We start from the raw sequence: 24,370 nt of genomic DNA on the forward strand, positions 1-24,370 counted from the left end.
ACAAAACAACAATGCTTGCCCGTAAATGTGTCAAAATAACACTATTCATCATTGGATGTGCTTTACCATCCTTTGGGCAATCCAACTTCACCAGCAAAACCATCGGCGTAGGAGTTGTCGTCGCTGATATTGACCGCTCGGTGGACTTCTATGTCAATGGCATCGGCATGGTCAAAACCGGCAGCTTCACCATCAACGAAGACTTCGGCAAGCGCTCCGGCCTGACCAATGGTGTAGCCACGAACGTAACCATCCTGAAACTCGAAAACAGCCCCGAAGCCACCGACTGGAAACTGATGAGCTTCGGTAAAAAAGCGTCGCACCCGAAACCCACCTACATCCAGGACGATACGGGTATGCAGTATATCACCATTCAGGTAAAAGCCCTTCAACCCATCATCGACCGGCTGACGCAGATGAAGGTGAAGTTTCTGGGTAGCACGCCCACACCCCTGAACGCCAAAGCACACTTCGTTTTCGTGCAGGACCCCGATGGTAATTTCATCGAGTTGATCGGGCCGCTTCAGTAGCCATTTTTTGTCATTCCGACGTCAGGACCTGAACGAAAAAATATAGTAGCGAAAACTATCATTAGAATGCTCATTATCAACCGACTGCACCAGCAACTGCTACTCCTGTCTTTGACGATTGCGTTGTTGCTAACCCAGGCTATGGCAATTGCCCAAACGGCCCAAAACCCGGTCATTTTTGCCGACGTGCCCGACATGGCCATGATCCGGGTAGGCAACACCTACTACATGAGCAGCACCACCATGCACCTGAGTCCGGGCTTGCCCATCATGAAGTCGAACGACCTGATCAACTGGCAGCTGGTCAGCTACGCGTACGATACGCTGACGACAGTAGACGCGATGAGCCTGAACAACGGCAAAAGCACCTACGGGCGCGGGTCGTGGGCCAGCAGCCTGCGTTACCACAACGGACTTTACTACGCAACGACCTTCGCGCAGACCAGCGGCCGAACTCACATCTACACCACGAAAAATATCGAAAAAGGCCCGTGGAAAGAAGTGTCGTTCAAGCCGTCGTACCACGACCACAGCCTGTTTTTCGATGATGACGGCCGAACGTACCTGATCTACGGCGCGGGTAAACTCCGACTGGTTGAACTTACCGCCGATGCTACTGGGGTAAAACCCGGCACCACCGAGCAGGTCATCATTGAAAACGCCAGTGCACCCTCCGGTACGGGTGGTGGCCTACCAGCGGAAGGGTCGCAACTCTTCAAGGTGAAAGGCAAATACTACCTCTTCAATATTTCGTGGCCACGTGGCGGCATGCGGACAGTCATCATCCACCGCGCCGACAAGATCACCGGTCCGTGGGAAGGGCGTGTGGCCTTGCAGGATCTGGGCGTGGCGCAGGGCGGATTGATCGACACGCCCGATGGGAAGTGGTTTTCGTACCTGTTTCGCGACTTCGGCGGAGTAGGTCGCATTCCGTATCTGGTGCCCGTCGAGTGGAAAGACGGCTGGCCCGTACTGGGCGAAACCGGCAAAGTGCCCCAAACGCTCAACCTACCCGCCAGCAAAGGCCTGATCCCCGGCATCGTAAACTCCGACGAGTTCACCCGCAAAAAAGGCGACCCCGCCCTGCCGCTGGTGTGGCAGTGGAACCATAACCCCGACAACAGCCTCTGGTCGGTATCGGAACGGAAAGGGTTTCTGCGCCTGAAAACCGGCCGCACTGATACCTCCTTCGTGATGGCCCGCAACACGCTGACCCAGCGGACCATTGGCCCCGAATCGACCGGGTCGACAATGCTGGATGTGTCGAACCTGAACGATGGTGATTTTGCCGGCTTGAGTCTGCTGCAAAAGAACTACGGGCTGGTGGGCGTGAAAATGGAGAACGGTGCGAAAGCCATTGTGATGGTCAGCGCCAGTTCGGGTAAGCCGGTGGAGGTGCAGCGCGTGCCGCTGGGCCAGAACACGGTCTATCTGAAAGCCGAATGTGATTTCCGCGACCGCAAAGACACCGCTCACTTCTTCTATAGCCTCGACGGCAAGACGTGGACGGCCATTGGCGACCCGTTGAAAATGCCGTACACCATTCCGCACTTTATGGGCTATCGATTCGGCCTGTTCAATTACGCCACCGCTTCGGGGGTCCGACCACAAACGGGCGGTTTCGCCGACTTCGATTACTTCCGGATCAGCGACAAACTGGTCCAAAAGCAATAACCCACTCCCCGCTCCTGCCTACCTAAACCCTTACCCTTGCCATGAAAAAAACACTGACCTATTCAGGCCTTCGGGCAACGGGCCTGCTCCTGTTGCTTCTGGTTACGACAGCCGCCTTTTGTCAGAGAACCAAACTGAACAATGCGGAATATTTCGAAACGCCGGGACTCAACGTATTGGTTTTCAGCAGCCAGTATAACGGGATGTTTTTCGACGAGAAAACGGCCGGTATCGAGATGATTCACCACGGCGTACGTACCTCGACGGGCGGAGCGGTGCGCCTGCAGCACACACCCGAACAGTGGGATCTGGTGCCCAAAATGACGTCGCGCAAAGTAGACAAGGCAACCAACAGCATCGAGGTCGGGTTGCGCTATCAGGAAGTTGATTTCGACTCGCGGGTGGTGGTCAGCGCCAAAGGCAATGGGTTCGACATCAGCGTGTACCTCGACAAACCACTACCCGCGAAAGTGGTTGGCAAAGCTGGCTTTAACCTGGAGTTTGTGCCGTCTGCTTATTTCGAGAAGTCGTATATGGCCGACGGTAGGCCAGGTACGTTCCCGCTGTATCCGGCCAGCAACACCAAAACAGAGCCACTCTCCGAGAAGATTCAGCAGTTTGGCATCCACAATACATTCGAGGAGCGGGGCAAGCCCGAATTCATCGTACCGGCCCCCCTGACGACGGGCAAAACCATGGTGCTGGCCCCCGATGATCCCGAACACATGGTCAGTATCCAGTCGGAGACGGAGTTGATGCTGTTCGACGGGCGGAATCTGGCTCAGAACGGCTGGTTCATTGTACGCAGTCTGCTGCCCGCCGGAAAAACCGGCAAGGTACTGACCTGGTATCTGGAACCCAATGTGATCCCCAACTGGAAACGCGCCCCCGTGATTGAATTCTCGCAGGTAGGCTACAACCCGGGGCAGGAAAAAGTGGCGGTGATCGAGTTGGATCAGGCGGATCAGGCGCTGAAAACGGCGTCGCTGGTTCAGGTGATGGCCGATGGCAAACAGGTGGAGAAATTGAAGGGAGCCGTCACAAACTGGGGCAAATTTCTGCGCTACAACTACGCCAAATTCGATTTTACGTCGGTCAAAGAGCCGGGCGTATACTACATCCGGTACGGCGATCAGAAGACCAATATCTTCCCCATCGCGACCGACGTATACGAAAAGACCTGGCACCCAACGCTGGACGTCTGGTTTCCGGTGCAAATGGATCACATGACGGTGAACGAAGCGTATCGCGTATGGCACGGAGCACCGTTCAAGGACGATGCGTTGCAGGCGCCACTCAACCAGCAGCACTTCGACGGCTACTCGATGGGCGACAAAACCGATACGAAGTATAAACCGCTGGAGCGTATTCCGGGGCTGGGCGTGGGCGGCTGGTTCGACGCGGGTGATTTCGATATTCAGACCGGCTCCCACAACACCACGATCCTGAACTTCGTGGATGCCTGGGAAAAGCTGAAACTGACCCGCGACGAAACCCGCATCGATCAGGCCGGGCAGTATGTCGATATACACCGACCCGACGGCAAACCCGATCTTCTCCAGCAGATCGAACACGGCACGCTGAACCTGGTGGCGCAGGTCAAAAACATCGGGCATCCCGTTCGGGGCATTATTGTGCCGAACCTGCACCAGTACCACCACCTCGGCGACGCGAATACCGAAACCGATAATCTGCCCTACAACCCGAACCTGAAACCCTACGAGTCGGACGGAAAATCGAGCGGTACTATGGACGACCGCTGGGCCTTCACCACCCGCTCCGCGTTCCTCGACTACAATACGGCCGCAGCCCTTGCCGCAGCCAGCCGGGCGCTAAAAGGTTTCAACGATACCTTATCGACGCAGGCACTGACATACGCGAAGAAGCTGTGGGACGAAAACGACGGCAAAGTCAACACCGACACCTCCCGCTTTGCCATGTTCCGCCGGAATACCGAAATGGCCGCGGCACTGCAGCTCTTCATGACCACCAAAGACGACCGCTACGCCAAAAAATTCAACGACGCCATTTGGCCTGCCCTCGACCGGAACGTTGGGCAGGGCCTGACGGCGGCTCTGCAAGCGTATCCGTTTATGGACAAGGCCTATCAGATAAAGCTGAAAGACTATGTGGTCAAGTTCAAAGCGGCAAACGATGAGCTTACCAAACAGAATCCATACGGCGTTCCGGCGGGTACGCGGGGCGGCTGGGGCAGCAACCAGCAGGTAATCAGCTGGGCCATTACCAACTACCACGCCAACCGGCATTTTCCGGACATCATCAGCCCGGAATATGTCTTCAAAGGACTGAACTACATTTTCGGCTGCCACCCGTACCACAACCTCTCGTTCGTGTCGGCGGTGGGTACGCGATCCAAGAAGATTACCTACGGCAGCAACCGCGCCGATTTCAGCTACATCGCTGGTGGGGTAGTTCCCGGCATTATGATGCTGAAGCCCGACTTTCCAGAGAACCGCGAGGACTGGCCGTTTCTGTGGGGCGAAAACGAGGTGATCATCGACATCTGCTCGGCCTACATCCTGCTGGCCGGCGCGGCTAATGAATTAGTCAAAAAGTAACGTAACCCGTTATGAAATACCTTATTTCCCTGTTGCCACTCTGGGTTTACGCGTATGCAGGCCCTGCGCAAACGCCGAATTCTATCGTGAGCAGCCCCGACGGCAAATTGCAGGTGACGCTATCGCTGGATGGTGGGAATCCGACCTACAGTGTGTCGCTAAATGGCAAACCATTTGTCGTGAAATCGCCCCTCGGTTTAAAAACGAATGTGGATGATTTCACGGAAGGACTATCCGTGGGAAAAGCGCTGGCCATCAGCAAACTTGACAACACCTACGAGTTGCCGAACATCAAGCAAAGTAAGGTGCATTACGTGGCCAATGAAGGCGTCATTTCCTACTCGAAGGAAAACAGACCCGCCATCGACATTACGTTCCGGGTGAGCAACAACGATGTGGCGTTCCGGTACAAAGTGTATCCGCAAAAGGCGTCCCGTTCCTGCGTGATCAACGAAGAAAAAACAGGCTTTACGTTTCCAGCTGGTACCACCACGTTTCTGTCGGCGCAAAGCAAAGCGATGGTCGGTTTTGCCCGGACCATGGACTTCATGAAAACCGTGCCCACCACCTGGGACGAAGTGCGCTACATCGACGGCTATCCGGGCAGGTACGTTGTCCTGGCTCGTCGGCAGGGTACGAAATGGTACGTAGCCGGGGTAAATGCCCAGAAAGAGTCTCTCAAGCTGAAGATCAAACTACCCATGATTGCCGCCGGTGCCGAGTACACGCTCTACAGCGACGATGCGCAATTGACCAGCAGGGTGACCACGGCCAAACTGCCGAAAAATGGGGAAGTAGACTGGGTGATCCCAACAAACGGGGCCGCCCTGCTAGTGAATTGAGGGAAAGCGAGTACGGCTACTTTTCCCGAGAGCCAATATGAAAAGGATACCGAAACCTGGTAGTTGAATGAACCCAAAAAAAACATATACACGGCTAGCCATCCTGGCACTTTCCCTAACCTGTGGTTCCCTGTTTGCCCAGAGCAACACAGGCGATAAATCATTCTATAACGAAGTAAAAACGTACGTCAATCCCGTTTTGCCCGGTGATCACCCGGACCCGACGATGTTGCGCGTGGGCGACGATTTTTACCATTGCGGGTCCAGCTTCCATTTCACGCCATACCTGCCCATCTACCATTCTAAAGACATGGTGCATTGGGAGGTGATCAGCCGCGTGGTGCCGCCAACGGCCAGTTTCGTCACCGACCGGCCCTCAGCGGGTATCTGGCAGGGAGCTATCACCTATTTCTACGGCTCGTACTGGATTTACTTCTCGGCCAACGGACAATGGTTCTCCAAAGCCAGCGACCCCAAAGGACCGTGGTCGGAGCCGGTGCGGGTAAAGGGCGACCCGAAAACGGGACCGTTGGGTTACGACAATTCCATTTTTGTCGATGATGACGGCAAGCCCTACATGGTCATCAAGAACGGCCAGAAAACCAACCGAATTCAGGAGTTGGGCCGGGATGGGCAGTTAACATCCTCGGTCATTGATCTCGACTGGGTCAACGCTAAACTCCAGTACAGCTGGGCCGAGGGGCCGGTGATGTGCAAGCGCAACGGCTACTACTATTATTTTCCGGCGGGCGACGTGTCGGGCGGGCAGTACGCCATGCGCGGTAAAGCTCTCACCGCCGACTCGACCCAATGGGAACGCCTGGGAGAGTTCTTCAAACCCATCACCGATCCCAAAACGGGCTTCCGTCGCCCGAACCACATTTCGGCCCCCATTCAGCTGGCCGATGGTACCTGGTGGACCATTGGACAGAGTTACGAAAAGCCGCTCCAGGGAGCCGACTGGTCGGGCATGGGTCGGCAGACGAGCCTGTATCAGGTGATCTGGGAAGGTGACCGGCCGTGGGGTATGGCCCCTACGACGAAGCCGGTGATAAAGCCCAACCTGCCCAAATCCGGCATCTTGTGGCGTAGCGCACAATCTGACCAGTTCGATAACGAAACGCTGTCTATGAACTGGCATTTCCTGAACAAACGGGCGGCCAACCGCTATTCGTTGTCAGACCGGAAAGGCTGGGTACGTCTCTCGCCCGATACGGCCCGCGTACACCTGATGCAAAAGGAGACGGACCACTATTATTCCGCCGTTACCCGCGTTGACCTCAATGCCGAAGATGCCACTACAAAAGCCGGCCTATACCTGACCAACGGGAACCAGCGGGTCTTTGTGCAGCTCTACAGCGGCTTCGACAATGGCAAAAAACTTGTCTTCAAACTCGATACCGCCATCCGCACGGTTCCTAATTCGGTCGGTAACGAGGTTTGGCTGAAAGTAGAGCGGAATGAACACCAGTTGACCGGCTACTACAGCGGGGACGGTAAGAAATGGACAGCCATAGGCGCGCCTATTAGTGCGGTGAGTCTGGATAAGGTCCAGCCCAACTACAATTCATGGGTGGGCACCAGCGTAGGCCTGTTTGCCGAGGGCAAACCTGCCGACTTTGACTTCTTCGTCTGCAAAGACAGCTTCTCCCCTCTCCCGGCCGTGGGGTACAGCAATTACTATGGCGTCGAAAAAGTGGGCGAAACGGCCGAGGCTGGCGTCACCAACGACTCCGACCAGGGTGGCTGGTTCATGCTGTCGGGCGTTGATCTTGGCAATGGAAAAGATGCGGCCAAACAGATTCAGATCCAGCTATCGGCCGCTGCGTCAGGTACGCTGGAAGTGTGGCTCGACGATCTGACCACGGGGAAAAAGATAGCCAGCATTCCGTTCAAATCAACCGGGGGAAAGGCAAACTGGAAATCGGTAAGCCAATCCATCAAAGGCATTGCAGGCCATCACGATGTGTTTGTGAAATTTCCGTCGGGACAGGCCAAGGTCGCAACAATTAAAACTATTCAATTTCAAAAATAGCAGGGTCTCTACCGATACGACACCTCCTAAACCGACTAAATCCATGCAAAAGCGAACTGGTAGTTTCCTGTTGATCGGGCTCTTTCTGCTGAGCCTGAACGCCGTGGCGCAGGACAAGAACTTCTACATTTTCCTCTGTTTCGGGCAATCGAACATGGAGGGTAACGCCCGAATCGAAGCGCAGGATACCGTCAATGTGGACCCCCGTTTTCAGGTGATGGAAGCGGTAGACTGCCCGGCCATCAACCGGACGAAAGGCAACTGGTACACCGCCAAACCGCCCCTTTGCCGCTGCCGTACAGGGCTTACACCCGCCGATTATTTTGGTCGGGAGTTGGTAGCCAATCTGCCCTCAACAGTCCGCATTGGCGTAATCAATGTCGCCGTAGGTGGCTGTAAGATCGAGTTGTTCGACAAGGATCAGTATACGTCATACACCACCAACGTACCCGGCTGGATGAAGAACATGATCAGGGAGTACGACGGTAATCCATACGGCCGGCTGGTCGAGATGGCGAAGCTGGCGCAGAAAGACGGGGTAATCAAAGGTATTCTGCTGCATCAGGGTGAGTCGAACACGGGCGATACGCTATGGACCAAAAAGGTGAAGGTGGTGTACGATAACCTGATGAATGACCTGGATCTGAAGCCTAAAAAGGTACCACTGCTGGCCGGTGAAACAGTAGGCGCTGATCAGAATGGCAAATGTGCGAGCATGAACAAGATCATTGCCACGCTGCCGCAAACGATCAAAAATTCGCACGTGATCTCGTCAGCAGGCTGTACGGATTCGGCTGACGACCTGCACTTCAATGCCGCTGGCTATAGGGAGTTAGGGAAACGCTACGCGACGCAAATGCTATCGTTACTCGGCTATAAACCGACGGCAACGAACTGATAAATAAGAGGAGACTGGTTAAACTTTCTCAATGGTTTGCCCTAACCCCCAACCCCCTGAAGGGGACTTTGCTCATGCTTGGATTAAGCCCCCTTCAGGGGGTTGGGGGTTAGGGCGAATATCTACTATTATGAAACGCTTTCGTTTAAACTATACATGCACTGTAGCAGCGCTGGCAAGCGGGCTACTTTTGGCGTCGCTGACCGCAAACGCGCAGGAAATTATCCCGTTATATACGGGAGCCGTACCCAATTCCAAAGCGTCGGACGTGCAGGAATCGGCGGAGAGGGGTATGTTTAGAGGGGTTACCAAGCCCACGCTGGAATACTTTAAACCTGCGGCTGACAAGGCGTCTGGCACTGCTGTCATCATCATTCCGGGTGGTGGTTATAGCGTGGTGGTGTACAACGGCGAGGGCGTAGGTACAGCAAAAGCGCTGGCCGAAAAAGGCATAGCTGCATTTGTGCTGAAGTACCGTTTACCCAGCGATGCCATCATGACCGACAAAAAAATCGGACCGTTGCAGGATGCGCAACAGGCCATTAAACTGGTTCGGGAGAATGCGACCAAATGGGGAATCGACCCCGCAAAAGTAGGTATCATGGGCTTCTCGGCGGGTGGCCATCTGGCTTCGACGGCCGCCACGCATTTCGAGAAAGCGTATGTCGACAACACCAGCAACACCAGCCTGCGCCCCGATTTCCAGATCCTGGTTTATCCTGTTATCAGCATGCGCGACAGCCTGACGCACGGCGGTTCACGCGACGCCCTGCTGGGCAAAAACGCGTCACGACAGGATGTTGAGCTGTTCTCCAACGAGCTACAGGTTCGCGCCAACACGCCCCCAACGTACCTGACCCACGCGGCCGACGACAAGCTGGTCGATGTAGACAATAGCATCATGTATTTCGAAACCCTGCGACGCCAGAAAGTGCCCGTCGAAATGCACGTCTACCCCAAGGGCGACCACGGTTTTGTTTTTCGGCACCCCGGCTGGATGGACCCCCTGTTCGCCTGGATGAAAGTAAATAACTGGATTAATAATTAATGGCCGATTCGTTAAGCCAAGCTATTTGACCACATGAACCGATTCGCCTTACTTTTTCTAGTGTTGATATGTTGTCGGGTTGCGTCCGCGCAACAGTCGCCGGTTTCCATTCAGGTGGATGCGAACAAACCTGTGGGCGAGATGAAGCCGTTCTGGGCGTTTTTCGGCTACGACGAACCCAATTATACGACCCGGAAAGATGGCCGAAAACTGCTGAGCGAACTGCAACAGTTGAGCCCAGTGCCGGTCTACGTCAGAGCGCATAACCTGCTAACCTCCAAAGGAGAAAGCCCCGACCCTGATCTCAAATGGGGATTCACCGATGCCTATAAAGAAGACGCCAACGGCAAGCCGATCTACAACTGGGTGACCGTGGACAGCATTGTGGATACCTACGTGAAACGGGGTATGAAGCCGCTGATGGAAATCGGGTTCATGCCGAAAGATCTGTCGTCGAAACCCGAACCCTACGCCCACACTTGGAGCAAAAACGGCACCATCTGGACGGGCTGGACGTACCCACCCAACGACTACGACAAATGGCGCGAACTGGTGTACCAGTGGGCGAAGCATTCCATCGACCGTTACGGAAAAAAGGAGGTGGCTTCGTGGCTCTGGGAAGTCTGGAACGAGCCGGACATTGGCTACTGGTCCGGTACGTTCGACGAGTACTGCAAAACCTACGACTATGCCGCCGACGGCCTGAAACGGGCCTGTCCCGAATGCACCATCGGCGGGCCGCATACGACCAGTCCGCGCAGCGACAAAGCGTACTCGTACCTGACCCGGTTCATCGAACATTGCCTGCGGGGCAAGAACTACGCAACCGGCAAAATTGGTACGCCACTGCAATACATTGGCTTTCACGCCAAGGGGAACCCAGAGATCGTAGACGGGCACATCCGCATGAACATGGGCGTGCAGCTGAAGGACGTGCAGCGTGCCTTTGAAGCGGTCAACTCGTTTCCCGAATTAAAAAACATACCCATCATCATCGGCGAATGCGACCCTGAAGGCTGTGCCGCCTGTTCTGCCACGCGTGATCCGAAATACGGGTATCGCAACGGGACGATGTATTCGAGTTACACGGCGGCTTCGTTTGCCCGCATCTACGAGCTGATGGACCAGTACAAGGTAAACCTGCGCGGGGCCGTAAGCTGGTCGTTCGAGTTTGAAGACCAGCCGTGGTTTGCCGGTTTCCGCGACCTGGCCACGCACGGCGTCGACAAGCCGGTGCTGAACGTGTTCCGGATGTTCGGGAAGATGAACGGTCAGCGGCTTTCGGTACAAACCGGCAACGGATTGAAGGCGACCAACATCATCGCTAACGGCGTGCGGGCCGCAAACGACGTAAACGCCATCGCCAGTAAAGGTGCCAACTCGGTTTGCGTGATGGTCTGGAATTACCACGATGACAACCTGACCGGCCCAACGGCTCCGGTAGAGCTGACCGTGAGTGGCCTCGGCAAAAACAAGGTGCAGGTTCGCCATTACCGGGTCGATGACCGACATAGCAACTCGTTTGAAGCCTGGAAGTCGATGGGTAGTCCGCAACAGGTGTCAGCCGATCAGTACAGGGCGCTGGAAAAAGCCGGACAGCTACAGGAACTGACGCCCCCGACCTCGAAAGCCGTCGCTAATGGAAAAACGACCTTAACCTTCGACCTGCCCCGGCAGGGTGTATCCTTCGTTCAATTGACTTGGTAACGTATAACCCATGAAACCGATGCCTACATCCATTTTCGTACAACTGGCGCTCTGTTTGCTGACGAGCCTGGCCGGATTGGCCCAGCCTGCTCCGCCGAAACCCGTTGGTCCGCTGCCCAGCGAGAACCAGTTGCGCTGGCAGAAAATGGAGTATTATGCCTTCATCCATTTTTCGATCAACACCTATACCGACATGGCCTGGGGCCTCGGCAACGAAGACCCGAAGCTGTTCAACCCAACAAAGCTGGATTGTCGGCAGTGGGCCAGGATCTGCAAAGAGGCCGGGATGACGGGTATTATTTTCACGGCCAAGCACCACAGTGGCTTCTGCCTCTGGCCGTCGAAATACACCGAGTATTCCGTCAAGAATGCACCCTGGCGCAACGGAAAAGGCGATGTGGTGCGCGAACTGGCCGATGCCTGCAAAGAATACGGCCTGAAGTTCGGCGTGTACCTGTCGCCCTGGGACCGGAACCATGCCGATTATGGCAAACCCGAATACATCACCTATTTCCGCAACCAGCTGACCGAACTGCTGACCAACTACGGCGACATTTTTGAAGTCTGGTACGACGGGGCCAACGGCGGGTCGGGCTACTACGGCGGGGCCAACGAGACGCGCAAGATCGACGCGAAAACGTATTACGACTGGCCCAATACCTACAAACTCGTGCGGAAGCTACAGCCCAACATCGTGATCTGGAACGACGGGGGCGACCGGGCCGATCTGCGCTGGGTAGGCACCGAAGCCGGGTACGTGGGCGAAACCAACTGGAGCCTGTTGAATGCGACCGGAGACGTACCAGAAGAGATGTTACGGCATGGTGTCGAGAACGGCAATGCCTGGGTACCGGGCGAAGTGAACACGTCGATCCGGCCCGAATGGTTTTACCATGAACGCGAAGACCGGAAGGTAAAAACGCTGCCCCAACTGATGGATACGTATTACAATTCCATCGGCCGAAACGGGACACTGCTGCTCAACTTCCCGATCATGCCCAACGGCCTGATTCACGAGCTGGACGAGAAAGCGGTGCAGGCCTTCGCTAACGCCCGAAAAGAAGCCCACTGTAAACAGGCATTGATCTGGGCCGAACAGACTGGCGCCGGTAAGTATAGCATCCAAAAGGCGGGTCGGGCTACTACGGCGGGGCCAACGAGACGCGCAAGATCGACGCGAAAACGTATTACGACTGGCCCAATACCTACAAACTCGTGCGGAAGCTACAGCCCAACATCGTGATCTGGAACGACGGGGGCGACCGGGCCGATCTGCGCTGGGTAGGCACCGAAGCCGGGTACGTGGGCGAAACCAACTGGAGCCTGTTGAATGCGACCGGAGACGTACCAGAAGAGATGTTACGGCATGGTGTCGAGAACGGCAATGCCTGGGTACCGGGCGAAGTGAACACGTCGATCCGGCCCGAATGGTTTTACCATGAACGCGAAGACCGGAAGGTAAAAACGCTGCCCCAACTGATGGATACGTATTACAATTCCATCGGCCGAAACGGGACACTGCTGCTCAACTTCCCGATCATGCCCAACGGCCTGATTCACGAGCTGGACGAGAAAGCGGTGCAGGCCTTCGCTAACGCCCGAAAAGAAGCCTTTGCCGTAAATCTGGCGAAAAACGCGAAAGTAACGGCCTCTGAGGTTCGCGGAAAAAGTGTGGCCTACGACGCCAGCAAAGCCATCGATGCCGATCTGGAGAGCTATTGGGGCACGGATGATAACGTGCGCAGTGCATCGCTGACGCTGAACTTCAACAAACCCACCACGTTCAACCGGTTTCTGGTGCAGGAGCCCATCCGACTGGGGCAACGGGTCAAAGCGTTCAAAGTTGAGGCCCTGATTAATGGTAACTGGAAAGAGATTGCCAAACAAACGACCATTGGCTATAAACGCATACTCCGTTTCCCTACTGTCGAAGCCACGCAACTGCGCCTGACCATTCTGGACACCAAAGGCAGTCCGTTGATCTCGAATCTGGCTGTGTACAATGCCCCCCTGATTCTATCGCCCCCGGTCATCACCCGCAATCAGGCGGGCGACATTGAAATCAAGCCCGGAGATAACGAATCAGAATTGTATTACACGCTTAACGGGAGCACACCAACAGCAAAAACGAATAAATACACGACTCTGGTGAAAACCAGTGGCGGTAAAGTTGAATTAAAGGCCATTGCTTACAACCCCTTCACGAAGCAAAGCAGCGTCGTCAGCGAGGAAAAATTCGACATCGCCCGCTCGACCTGGAAGGTTGTGAGCACCGATGCAAAGTCGGCTTATCAGGCGCTGGATGGCAACCCCGGCACTTCCTGGCAGCAGCCCAAGAGCCAAACGATGCCTGCGGAGCTGGTCATTGACTTGGGAAAGGAAGAAAGTCTGGTCGGTTTCCGGTACCTGCCCGCCCAAAACTGGTGGGAAGAGGCCAGCATCATCACCCATTATCAGTTCGAAGTATCCACTGATAACGTGACCTGGAAGCGGGTGAGTGAAGGCGAGTTCTCGAACATCAAAAACAGTCCGGTCTGGCAAACCAAATCGTTTGAGCCTACCAAAGCCCGATACATCAAACTACGCGCCTTGAAAAATACGCAGGAGGGCTCGGCGTCGGGCTACGCGGAAGTAGATGTCATTACACAGTGAACCATGCCCCCAACCCCCTAAAGGGGGCTTTGCTGACGCAAGAGAAAGCCCCCTTTAGGGGGTTGGGGGTGAAAAATAGAAAACCCTAAACCAACCATGAATCAACAATTAACCCGTCAGTTATGGCTTCTACTAGCCCTGATTGGCCTGTGCACCGGGGCCCTGGCCCAACCGCCCCGTGGTCCACTGGTGGTGTCGCCCCAGGTGAACGCCGACAAGACCGTTACCTTCCGCTATCAGGCCCCGCAGGCCAAAGTGGTGGAACTGAGCGCGCAATTTGAAAAAGGTCCGGTGGCCATGACCAAAGATGCGCAGGGTATCTGGAGCGTGACGGTCGGCCCCGTCAAACCCGACATTTACCCCTACAACTTTCGGGTAGATGGCGTCTCCGTGATGGACCCCGCCAACGTTGCGTTCTTCCCCAACGAGCGGTTCAAAGCCAGCCTGGTCGACGTACCAGGCGATCAACCGTTGATTCATGCTATGCGCGATGTGCCGCACGGGTCGATCAACTACGAATATTACCCGTCGATGGAAGGGACAACGGGCTCACTGGTAGTCTATACGCCACCGGGATATGACCAGAATCCGTCGAAGAAGTATCCGGTCTATTACCTCATCAGCGGTACGACGGATACGGAAGAAACTTTCTTCAAAGTAGGCAAAACCAATCTGATTCTGGACAACCTGCTGGCCGAGGGCAAGGTGAAGCCGATGATCATTGTGATGCCCTACGGCAACATTGCCGCACGGGTTGCTGAACAGAAAGGGGGTTCAAAACCCGCCGATCCAACCGTTCGCGATGGGGCCGATGCGGTGAAACGGGCCAATGATTTCACGACCGATCTGGTGAGCAATGTCATTCCGTACGTCGAGAAAAGCTACCGGGCTATTCCCAACCGCGAGAACCGGGCCATTGGTGGCTTCTCGCGCGGGGGTGGGCAAACGCTCCGGGCCGCTTTCAGCAACATGGACAAGTTTGCGTATGTGTGCGCCTACAGTTCGTACCTGTCGCCCCAGGAAATGGACGGTAATTTCAGCCAGATCGTGGCCAAACCTGAGCAGACCAACAAGCAACTCAAGCTGCTGTGGGTGAGCGTCGGCAGCGATGATTTTCTGTACAAAGGCACCGTGGAATTTATGGATTACCTGAAGGCAAAAAAGGTGAACTACAAAAGCCTGATCACCGACGGCGGCCACACCTGGATGAATGTAAAAACGTACGTTGCCGCCACCACGCCACTGCTGTTCCAACCATAAACCCTACCGAACCATGAACTGTATTTTATCTATTCTGCTGGTTGCCGTTTTGGGAGTTTCGGCCATAGCGCAGCAACGCCCACCCGCCATCAGTTCGCCCGATGTGCATAAAGACCACAGCATCACGTTCCGGTTCTTTTCCCGAAACGCGAAAAAGGTGATGGTGTCCGGCGAGTTTTTGAAAGAACCCGTCGCCATGACCAAAGACACCTCGGGCATCTGGAGCGTGACGGTGCCGCCGGTGAAGCCGGACATCTACCCGTATAGCTTCACGGTCGACAGTGTACAAATCGCCGACCCCAGCAACACCTACATCTTTGCCAACGAGCGATTCAAACGCAGCATCGTGGACGTACCCGGCGATCAGCCGCTGGTGCATTCGTTGCAGAACGTACCCCACGGCAAAATCAGCTACCGCTACTACAAGTCAGGTACGCTGGGCACCACCCGTCAGTTGCTGGTATACACCCCGCCCGGTTTCAACCCCAACGGCAAGACCAAATATCCGGTGCTGTACCTCATTCACGGCGGTTCTGACACCGAAGAAACCTGGACCAAAGTGGGCCGGGCCAACCTGATTGCCGATAACCTGATTGCACAGGGGAAAGCCAAACCGATGCTGATCGTGATGCCCTACGGCAATGTTCGCCCCGCCCCGATGGCTGATTTTACCAAAGACATGGTGAACGACATTGTCCCGTTCGTGGAGGCCAATTACCCCGTCATCAAGGAAAGCAAAGGCAGGGCCGTGGCCGGTTTCTCGGTCGGGGGTGGGCAAACGCTGAACATCGGCCTGAACAATCCCGATACGTTCGCCTATGTGTGTTCGTATGCGCCCTACACGGCTACCGAAGAATTTCAGAAGAACTTTTCGAACTGGTCGCCGGACGCCGGAAAGCTCAACAGCCAACTGAAGCTGTTCACTGTCAGCGTCGGCACGGAGGATTTTCTGTATGAGCCGGTGAAGAAGAACATCGCCATGTTTCAGGAAAAGAAAATCAAGGTAGAGCCGCTGATTGTGCCGGGCGGCCATACCTGGATGAACTGCAAACTGTATTTGGCGAATACGTTACCGCGGCTGTTTAAATAGAACTGTGACGGGATGACACACCGATTTTGAATTATTACGATCTTACCCCAACCCCCTGAAGGGGGCTTTTTCTACTTGCGGGCAAAGCCCCCTTCAGGGGGTTGGGGGTAAGACAATCCGTTCAATTCCCCTAACATAAACCTATACCCCAATGACCATCAAACCAATTGCTGCATTCGTGGTAGCCACGATGATGAGCGTCAGCTGCTTCGCGCAGACAATCCAGGAAGATTTCAAACCCTCCTCACTCAATCAACCGGGGCAGGAGTACCCGCAGGTGAACTCGCAGGGCTACGCCCGATTCCGGATCCATGCTCCCAACGCCGATAGCGTCCGGGTGAGCCTGGGATTGGGTGGCCGGGGCGGCACCATCCTGACTAAAGGAGCTGACGGATACTGGACCGGAACCACCGCAGGCCCTATGGATGAGGGATTCCATTACTACAACGTCACCATCGACGGCGGGAAGTTCAACGACCCCGGCGCCAAGAACTACTACGGCTCCGTTCGGTGGGAAAGTGGCATCGAAATACCGGCCCACGATCAGGATTTTTATGCGCTGAAAGACGTACCCCACGGCAACGTTCAGCAGATTCTGTTCCCGTCAAAAAGTACGGGCACCCCCCGTCGGGCGTTTGTATACACGCCACCGGGCTACGAGAAAGAGAAGTCGAAAAAGTATCCGGTGCTGTACTTGCAGCACGGCTGGGGCGAAGACGAAACTGCCTGGAGCAATCAGGGACACGCTAACCTAATCATGGATAACCTGATCGCCGAAGGAAAAACCAAGCCGTTCATCATCGTAATGACCTACGGCATGACCAACGAAGTGAAGTGGGGACGGATGCGCGATTTCAAGATCGATGGTTTCCAGACGGTATTAACTGAAGAGTTGATTCCGTACGTCGATGCCAACTTCCGCACGATGGCGAACCGGGATAACCGGGCGATGGCGGGCCTGTCGATGGGCGGTATGGAAACCAAAACGATCACCCTCAACAAGCCCGAGGTGTTCGGTTATTACGGCCTGCTCAGCGGTGGTGTCTATGCGCCGGATGACCTTAAGGACAAAGCCAAACCAAAGCTGGTGTTTATCAGCTGCGGCAGCAAAGAGCGGCCCGATGGCGTGAAGAAAGCCGCCGAGGACCTGAAAGCCGCCGGGTACAACGCCGTTTCGTACGTATCCGACAAAACCGCCCACGAGTTTCAGACCTGGCGCCGAAGCCTGCACGAGATGGCCCCAATGCTGTTTAAGTAAGTTACCCCCAACCCCCTGAAGGGGGCTAATGCGCTGCCGGGGTACACTTGCATGAGCATTAGCCTCCAGGAGGTTGGGGTAAACTCTGCAACGGTGGACCGCCATGTGTTTAAACGCCTATACAAGACCCGAAAATCTATGAGAAAGAAATTAGTATACAGGACGGGAAATCGCTGGTTGCTCCCAGTTTTGACCGGTGTCTTTTTGATAACGGCACCCATGGTGGTGGCTCAAAAAAAGAAAACGGACAAACCTAAAGCAGCGGTTCAGGTAGGCAACTACCGCAATCTGTTTCGCGAAGCGGGCTACAAACAGGCCGACATCGACGCGAAACTGGCGAAGGCGTATCACGACATCTTTGAAGGACCGAACAAGGTATACTTTGAAGTTGGGGATACGATGGCCTATGTGTCGGACGTGAAGAACAAAGACGCCCGAACCGAAGGCCTGTCGTACGGCATGATGGTAGCCGTTCAGCTGGATAAAAAAGACGTCTTCGACCGGATCTGGCGGTGGTCGAAAAAGTACCTGCAGCACCAGAGCGGCCCACGCGAAGCCTATTTTGCGTGGAGCATCAACCCGCAGACGATGAAGAAAAACTCGGAAGGGTCGGCCTCCGATGGCGAGTTGTACTACATCACCAGTCTGCTCTTTGCGGCCAACAAATGGGGCAACAACACCGGCATCAACTACTACGGCGAAGCCCGGCGGATTTTGGATGCCATGTGGAAGAAAGACGGTACCGGCAACATCTACAACCTGATCAACACCGACGCCAAACAGATTTCGTTCGTACCCGAAGGCAACAACTACAAATGGACCGACCCGTCGTATCACCTGCCCGCGTTCTACGACGCCTGGGTACTGTACGCTAAAGACGGGCACGAAGCCTTTTACAAGGAATGCGCCGACACATCACGGGTATTTCTGCACCGGGCTTGCCATCCGGTAACGGGGCTTAACGCCGATTATACCGAGTTCAGCGGCAAGCCGCACGATACCCGCTGGTCGCCCTCGGCGTTTCGGTACGATTCGTGGCGGGTGCCCATGAACATTGCGATGGACTATACCTGGTCGGGTAAGGACAAAGCCTGGCAGGAGGATTACGCCAAACGGTTTCAGGGCTTCCTGCGCTCAAAAGGCATGGATACCTACGAGGATCAGTTCAACCTGGACGGTTCGCGGCCCGAATTCATTTTGCAGGCCGGACCGGTGAAGAAACTCCGCCACTCGCTCGGGCTGGTATCGACGGCCGCGACGCTCTCGCTGATTAACAAAGAAAAGAACAGCCGCGATTTTGTGGATGCCCTCTGGAACGCCAAACTAGAGCCCTTCGAGGATGGCTATTTCGACCCGTATTATGATGGGCTGCTGTATCTGTTCAGCCTCATGCATTTGAGCGGAAAATATCAAATGATCACGCCACAGGCCCGTTAGGCAAGTCACGGCATTGCTAACCAGCTGTTTAAAACAACCCATATTCCCCATAAAGCGAGCTACCAATCCCGTAGGGATTCAACAGCGCAGCGTCGGTAGAAAAAAAGACGCACCCAAATCACCAGCGTGCCGTAGGTACGCGACATCCGAGCGGGTTGCGTACCTACGGCACGCTGTAAATGAACGGGACGATATCGGTTTTCTTTCTACCGACGCTGCGCTGTTAAGCCCCTAACGGGGCCTAATCTTAAACCTCTAATTACCAACCCTTTACCATGAAATAACATGAAGACATTATTCACCTTACTCATCGGGGCAATGACCCTGATGGGACCGGCTCTGGCTCAGACCGGGGGCGTACCGGCTTCGACCAATATTCCGGGGCAGAAGTACCCGCAAATACTGCCCGACAATCGGGTGGTGTTCCGCGTGAAAGCACCCGATGCCCGCAAGCTGCAAATCGACCTGATGAAGAAGTACGACATGGTGAAAGACACCAGCGGCTTCTGGACCGTAACGACGGAGCCTGTTGGTGAAGGGTTTCACTACTACTCGCTCATCGCCGACGGTATCGCCATCTGCGATCCGGCGAGCCAGACGTTTTACGGCATGGGGCGAATGGCCAGCGGCATCGATATTCCCGACAAGGACATGGACTACTATCAGCCCAAAAATGTGCCACATGGCCAGGTACGTTCGGTCAATTACTACTCCGACATGACCAGAGCCTGGCGCCGGGCTAATGTATACACGCCCCCCGGCTACGACGAAAACCCGAAGAAGCGCTACCCCGTGCTGTACCTCCAGCACGGCTCGGGCGAAGACGAAACCGGCTGGCCCACGCAGGGTAAAATGGACTTTATTCTCGACAACCTGATCGCCGAAGGAAAAGCCACGCCCATGATCGTGGTGATGGAACGCGGCTATGCCACTGACCCCACCAGGCCCGTCAGCACAACCAATGGCATGGCCCCCAACGTATTTCCTGAGCTATTGGTAAAAGAGGTAATCCCGATGATCGACAAGTCGTTCAGGACGCTGACCGACCGGGATAGCCGGGCCATGGCGGGCCTGTCGATGGGCGGTTTCCAGACGTTCCAGACCACGATGACTAATCTCGACAAGTTTGCCTATATCGGCGGGTTCAGCGGAGCGGGTCGGTTACAGCCGGGCGCCGACGGCCAACAGCTTTACGACGGGGCTTTGGCCGATGCCGATGCGTTCAACAAGAAGATGAAGCTGGTGTACGTAAGCATCGGCACCAAAGAACCGGAGCGCATGTATGCGGGCGTGAAAGGCTTTCATGAAGCGCTCGACAAAGCGGGTATCAGGCACGTGTATTATGAGTCGCCGGGTACGTTGCACGAGTGGCAAACCTGGCGCCGGTCGCTGCGGCAGTATGCCAGTCTGATATTTAAGAAGTAACGCTTTTTTGTCATCCCTCCTGTCGCCGGGATGACAAAAAAACCAATTGCAATCACTTAATATGCTATCAATGAAACGATTCATGTACATAATGGCTACCCTGAGCCTGCTGAGCTTCGGTAGTCACGCCCAAAAAATTGAGAAAGAAATGCCGAAAGGCTTCGATCAGGTCCGTTCGGGAATTGCCACGGGTAAACTGGATTCGATCAGCTATCCGTCGAAAACCGTGGGGACAACGCGTAAGGCGCTGGTGTACACCCCGCCGGGTTTCTCGAAGAAGACAAAATACCCGGTGCTGTATCTACTCCACGGTATCGGTGGCGATGAAAAAGAATGGTTGAAGGGGGGCAATCCGCAGGTTATTCTGGACAATCTGTACGCCGAAAATAAACTCCAGCCCATGATCGTGGTGATGCCCAACGGCCGCGCCATGAAAGACGACCGGGCGGTAGGGAATATCTTCGACAAAGACAAGGTAGAAGCGTTCGCTACGTTCGAGAAAGACCTGCTGAACGACCTCATTCCGTTTGTCGAAAAGAAGTACCCTACCCTGACCGACCGGGAACACCGCGCCATTGCCGGCCTCTCGATGGGCGGTGGGCAGTCGCTGAATTTCGGGCTGGGCAATCTGAACAGGTTCGCCTGGGTCGGCGGTTTTTCGTCGGCTCCCAACACCAAACGCCCCGAAGAACTGGTTCCCGATCCCGAAGCCGCTAAAAAACAACTGAAACTGCTGTGGCTTTCGTGCGGAGACGCCGACGGGCTGATCTCGTTTAGCAAACGTACCCACGACTATCTGTACCAGCACAGCGTGCCGCATATCTACTACGTGGAGCCGGGTGGGCACGATTTTAAAGTCTGGAAAAACGGACTGTACATGTTCTCGCAGTTTCTGTTCAAACCTGTCGATAATGCCTCGCTGACCAAATATACGGTGCTGGGAACACCCGCTTCGACCAACATCCGTAACGTCAAATACCCGCAGATTCTGCCCGACAACCGCGTAGTCTTCCGCGTCAAAGCCCCCGACGCCCAGAAAGTACAGGTCGACCTGGGTAAGAAGTACGACATGGTGAAAGACACAGCCGGTTTCTGGACCGCTACAACCGATTCCATCAGCCGGGGCTTCCATTATTACTCGCTGCTGATCGACGGGGTAGCGATTGCCGACCCGGCCAGCGAAAGTTTCTATGGCATGAGCCGCATGGCCAGCGGCATTGAGATACCCGACAAAGATGGAGCCTTTTACGCCATGAAAGACGTACCCCACGGCGACATCCGCATCAAACGCTACCTCTCGAAGGCCACTAATAGCTGGCGTGAAATGTACGTGTATACCCCGCCCGGCTACGACAAATCGACCGACAAATACCCGGTACTGTACCTGTTGCATGGCGGGGGCGAAGATCAGCGCGGCTGGGCTACCCAGGGCAAAACGGACCTGATTCTCGACAACCTGATCGCCGAAGGCAAAGCCAAACCGATGATCATCGCCATGCTCGACGGCAACGTGAGCGCCAGTGGCCTGGCCGGTTTCAACGAGAACGTGCTGAAGGCGTTTGAAAACGAACTGAAGCTGGGCGCCATTCCCTTTGTGGAAAGCAACTTCCGGGTCGAGGCCGACGCCAAAAGCCGGGCGCTGGCGGGCCTGTCGATGGGTGGGTTGCAGACGCTGTACGCGGGCATTAAAAACACGCCGATGTTCTCGAGCCTGGGCGTGTTCAGTTCAGGCTGGTTTGCCAATAACCCCAAGCTGACCGACCCGCAGTATGCGTTCATGAAAGATAACGCGTCGACCATTAACTCAAACCTAAAGAACCTGTGGATTTCAATGGGCGGTAAAGAAGACATCGCCTACCAGAACTGCCAGATCATGATGAAGAAGTTCGACGAGATGGGCGTCAAATACAGCTACAGCGAATACGCCGGTGGCCACACCTGGCCGGTCTGGCGGCACGATTTGATGATGTTTAGCCAGGTGCTGTTTAAATAGCCGAACTCGGATCTGCATCGGGTTGCTTGACCGTGGAGCAACCCGACGCGAACTGGAATTCGTATACAACATTCAGGAATTCGATGTACCTCCTGCCTGCACCTGCGGCTGACCTTTGTCTCATCAATCAACCAAACCAAATTGAACCATGAGCAAGGTAATTTTAATCACAGGCGCGTCGTCGGGTATGGGTAAAGAAACCGCTAAAACGTTGATCGCCGAAGGGCACAAAGTATATGTGGCTGCCCGGCGAATTGATCAGATGCAGGATCTGCAACGGGCAGGCGGCTTTGCCCTGCAACTGGATGTTACCAACGAGGAAAACATCCAGCAGGTAGTCGACACCATCATCGAGCGGGAGGGGAAAATCGACGTGCTGTTCAACAATGCCGGATACGCCATTTACGGATCGGTCGAGGAAATTCCGATTCAGGAGGCCCGGCGGCAGTTTGAGGTGAATGTGTTTGGCCTGGCCAGTTTAACCCAGAAAGTTATCCCGTTTATGCGCGAAGCCCGGTCTGGCACCATTATCAACACCTCCTCGATGGGGGGCAAAATGTACACCCCGATGGGTGCCTGGTATCATGCGTCCAAGCACGCCATTGAGGGCTGGAGTGATTGCCTGCGTCTGGAGTTGAGCCAGTTTAACATCCAGGTCGTCATTCTGGAACCCGGTCTGATTGCCACTGAGTTTGGTGACGTGATGAGTGGTCCGATGGTGGCTCGGTCTGGCAGTGGCCCCTACGCCAACATTGTGAAAGGGGTTGCCAGTGCAGCCTCGATGGCCATGTCGCCAGCCTCGGTGATTGCAAAAACGGTGTCAGCAATTGTCAGGAGTCGCAAGCCCAAAACGCGCTATCGGGTGGGTAATCTGGCCAAGCCGATGGTCTGGATGCGGGTCAATCTGGGCGACCGGCTGTTCGATAAAATCATTATGAGTCAGGTAAACTAAGCAGGTCGTATGGCAGCCGTTCATCACCTTGAAACCATCAGCGAGCTGAATCAACTGTTCAGCCAGGATAAGCCCCGGCATCCGCTGGTATCGATTATTGACTTTACCCGCGCCGACATCAATGCACAGGACGGGGTGCTGATGACCTCGGGGTTCTACTCCGTCATGTTCAAAAATTACTGTGTGGGCGACGTAAAATATGGCAGAAAGCAGATCGATTTTCAGGAAGCAACCTTGTTCTGCATTGCGCCCCGGCAGGCCATCACCATTGAGGATGATCGAAATAAACAGGAGGAGCGGATTGGCTGGGGGTTGTTCTTCCACCCCGACCTGATCCGGGGCACTTCGCTGGCCGGTAAGATGAAAGACTATACCTTTTTTTCGTACGAAGCCAGCGAAGCGCTACACCTCTCCGACAAAGAGCAACAGACGTTACGTACCTGCATTCAGACCATCGACCAGGAACTGGGCGAAAACATTGACCGGCACAGTCAGACGCTGATTGTCTCGACCATCGAACTGCTGTTGAACTACTGTTCACGGTATTACGACCGTCAGTTCATCACCCGAAAGTCGGCGAACAGCGATTTGCTGATCCGGTTCGATCAGGTATTAAAGGCGTATTTCGACGATAAGCAGCTTCGGACAAAAGGGTTGCCCACGGTAGGCTATCTGGCAGACCAACTGGCACTCTCCGCCCACTACCTGAGCGATCTGCTTAAGAAAGAAACCGGCCAAAATGCACAGGATCATATTCACGCGTACCTGATTGAAGAAGCCAAAACGAACCTGCTCGGCTCACGAGCCAGTGTGAGCGAAATTGCTTATCAATTAGGGTTTGAGTATCCGCAGTATTTCAGCAAGTTGTTCAAAGCAAAAACAGGTATGACGCCTGCTACCTATCGAACATCAGCTACGGCATAGGTAACAACTGACTCTCAATAACTGGTAAGAAACCCTTAACAACGCATACAACTTTAAACGGTATAA

General features: G+C 54.9%; 17 protein-coding genes and 1 pseudogene. All 18 read left to right on the forward strand.

Going from position 1 to position 24,370, the window contains the following annotated elements; genetic code table 11:
• The first annotated feature begins 11 nt into the window (after positions 1-11).
• Positions 12-530 carry a VOC family protein gene (locus tag B1C80_RS11880; RefSeq protein ID WP_077921736.1) on the forward strand — a complete coding sequence of 173 codons (519 nt, stop codon included), beginning with the start codon at positions 12-14 and terminating at the stop codon, positions 528-530.
• A gap of 66 nt (positions 531-596) precedes the next feature.
• The gene (locus B1C80_RS11885) at positions 597-2,204 is read left to right on the forward strand and encodes a glycoside hydrolase 43 family protein (RefSeq protein WP_139361644.1); all 1,608 of its coding nucleotides are present in this window, start codon (positions 597-599) and stop codon (positions 2,202-2,204) included.
• Positions 2,205-2,245: 41 nt separating this feature from the next.
• On the forward strand, positions 2,246-4,783 hold the full coding sequence (locus tag B1C80_RS11890) for a glycoside hydrolase family 9 protein (protein ID WP_077921314.1): 2,538 nt from the start codon (positions 2,246-2,248) through the stop codon (positions 4,781-4,783).
• Between the two features lie 11 nt (positions 4,784-4,794).
• Positions 4,795-5,625, forward strand: a complete 831-nt coding sequence (locus tag B1C80_RS11895) for a glycoside hydrolase family 97 N-terminal domain-containing protein (RefSeq protein WP_077921315.1) — start codon at positions 4,795-4,797, stop codon at positions 5,623-5,625.
• A gap of 67 nt (positions 5,626-5,692) precedes the next feature.
• Complete coding sequence (locus tag B1C80_RS11900; protein WP_077921316.1) at positions 5,693-7,660, forward strand: family 43 glycosylhydrolase; 1,968 nt, start codon at positions 5,693-5,695, stop codon at positions 7,658-7,660.
• Between the two features lie 43 nt (positions 7,661-7,703).
• Positions 7,704-8,558 carry a sialate O-acetylesterase gene (locus B1C80_RS11905; RefSeq protein WP_077921317.1) on the forward strand — a complete coding sequence of 285 codons (855 nt, stop codon included), beginning with the start codon at positions 7,704-7,706 and terminating at the stop codon, positions 8,556-8,558.
• 130 nt (positions 8,559-8,688) lie between these two features.
• Positions 8,689-9,606 carry an alpha/beta hydrolase gene (locus tag B1C80_RS11910; RefSeq protein ID WP_077921318.1) on the forward strand — a complete coding sequence of 306 codons (918 nt, stop codon included), beginning with the start codon at positions 8,689-8,691 and terminating at the stop codon, positions 9,604-9,606.
• A gap of 33 nt (positions 9,607-9,639) precedes the next feature.
• Positions 9,640-11,313 carry a beta-xylosidase gene (locus tag B1C80_RS11915; RefSeq protein ID WP_077921319.1) on the forward strand — a complete coding sequence of 558 codons (1,674 nt, stop codon included), beginning with the start codon at positions 9,640-9,642 and terminating at the stop codon, positions 11,311-11,313.
• A gap of 10 nt (positions 11,314-11,323) precedes the next feature.
• Positions 11,324-12,379, forward strand: a pseudogene (locus B1C80_RS11920) (alpha-L-fucosidase); the annotation flags it as partial.
• Positions 12,380-12,528: 149 nt separating this feature from the next.
• Positions 12,529-13,965 carry a discoidin domain-containing protein gene (locus tag B1C80_RS11925; protein WP_236648738.1) on the forward strand — a complete coding sequence of 479 codons (1,437 nt, stop codon included), beginning with the start codon at positions 12,529-12,531 and terminating at the stop codon, positions 13,963-13,965.
• Positions 13,966-14,061: 96 nt separating this feature from the next.
• Entirely contained in the window at positions 14,062-15,225 is a 1,164-nt protein-coding gene (locus tag B1C80_RS11930; protein WP_077921320.1) for an esterase, read from the forward strand.
• A 13-nt stretch (positions 15,226-15,238) separates the two neighbouring features.
• Positions 15,239-16,315: an alpha/beta hydrolase-fold protein gene (locus B1C80_RS11935; RefSeq protein WP_077921321.1), complete on the forward strand. Its 1,077-nt coding sequence runs from the start codon at positions 15,239-15,241 to the stop codon at positions 16,313-16,315.
• A 151-nt stretch (positions 16,316-16,466) separates the two neighbouring features.
• Positions 16,467-17,573, forward strand: a complete 1,107-nt coding sequence (locus B1C80_RS11940) for an alpha/beta hydrolase-fold protein (protein ID WP_077921322.1) — start codon at positions 16,467-16,469, stop codon at positions 17,571-17,573.
• 219 nt (positions 17,574-17,792) lie between these two features.
• Positions 17,793-19,010, forward strand: a complete 1,218-nt coding sequence (locus tag B1C80_RS11945; RefSeq protein WP_369822699.1) for a glycosyl hydrolase family 8 — start codon at positions 17,793-17,795, stop codon at positions 19,008-19,010.
• Between the two features lie 285 nt (positions 19,011-19,295).
• Complete coding sequence (locus B1C80_RS11950; protein WP_077921324.1) at positions 19,296-20,435, forward strand: alpha/beta hydrolase-fold protein; 1,140 nt, start codon at positions 19,296-19,298, stop codon at positions 20,433-20,435.
• 70 nt (positions 20,436-20,505) lie between these two features.
• Positions 20,506-22,428, forward strand: coding sequence for an alpha/beta hydrolase-fold protein (locus tag B1C80_RS11955; RefSeq protein WP_077921325.1), 1,923 nt, complete (start codon positions 20,506-20,508; stop codon positions 22,426-22,428).
• Between the two features lie 148 nt (positions 22,429-22,576).
• Positions 22,577-23,380 carry an oxidoreductase gene (locus B1C80_RS11960; RefSeq protein WP_077921326.1) on the forward strand — a complete coding sequence of 268 codons (804 nt, stop codon included), beginning with the start codon at positions 22,577-22,579 and terminating at the stop codon, positions 23,378-23,380.
• Between the two features lie 9 nt (positions 23,381-23,389).
• Positions 23,390-24,304, forward strand: a complete 915-nt coding sequence (locus tag B1C80_RS11965) for an AraC family transcriptional regulator (protein ID WP_077921327.1) — start codon at positions 23,390-23,392, stop codon at positions 24,302-24,304.
• Positions 24,305-24,370 lie beyond the last annotated feature (66 nt).

The organism is Spirosoma sp. 209 (assembly GCF_002006735.1).
In the GTDB taxonomy this organism is placed as follows: Bacteria; Bacteroidota; Bacteroidia; order Cytophagales; family Spirosomataceae; genus Spirosoma; species Spirosoma sordidisoli.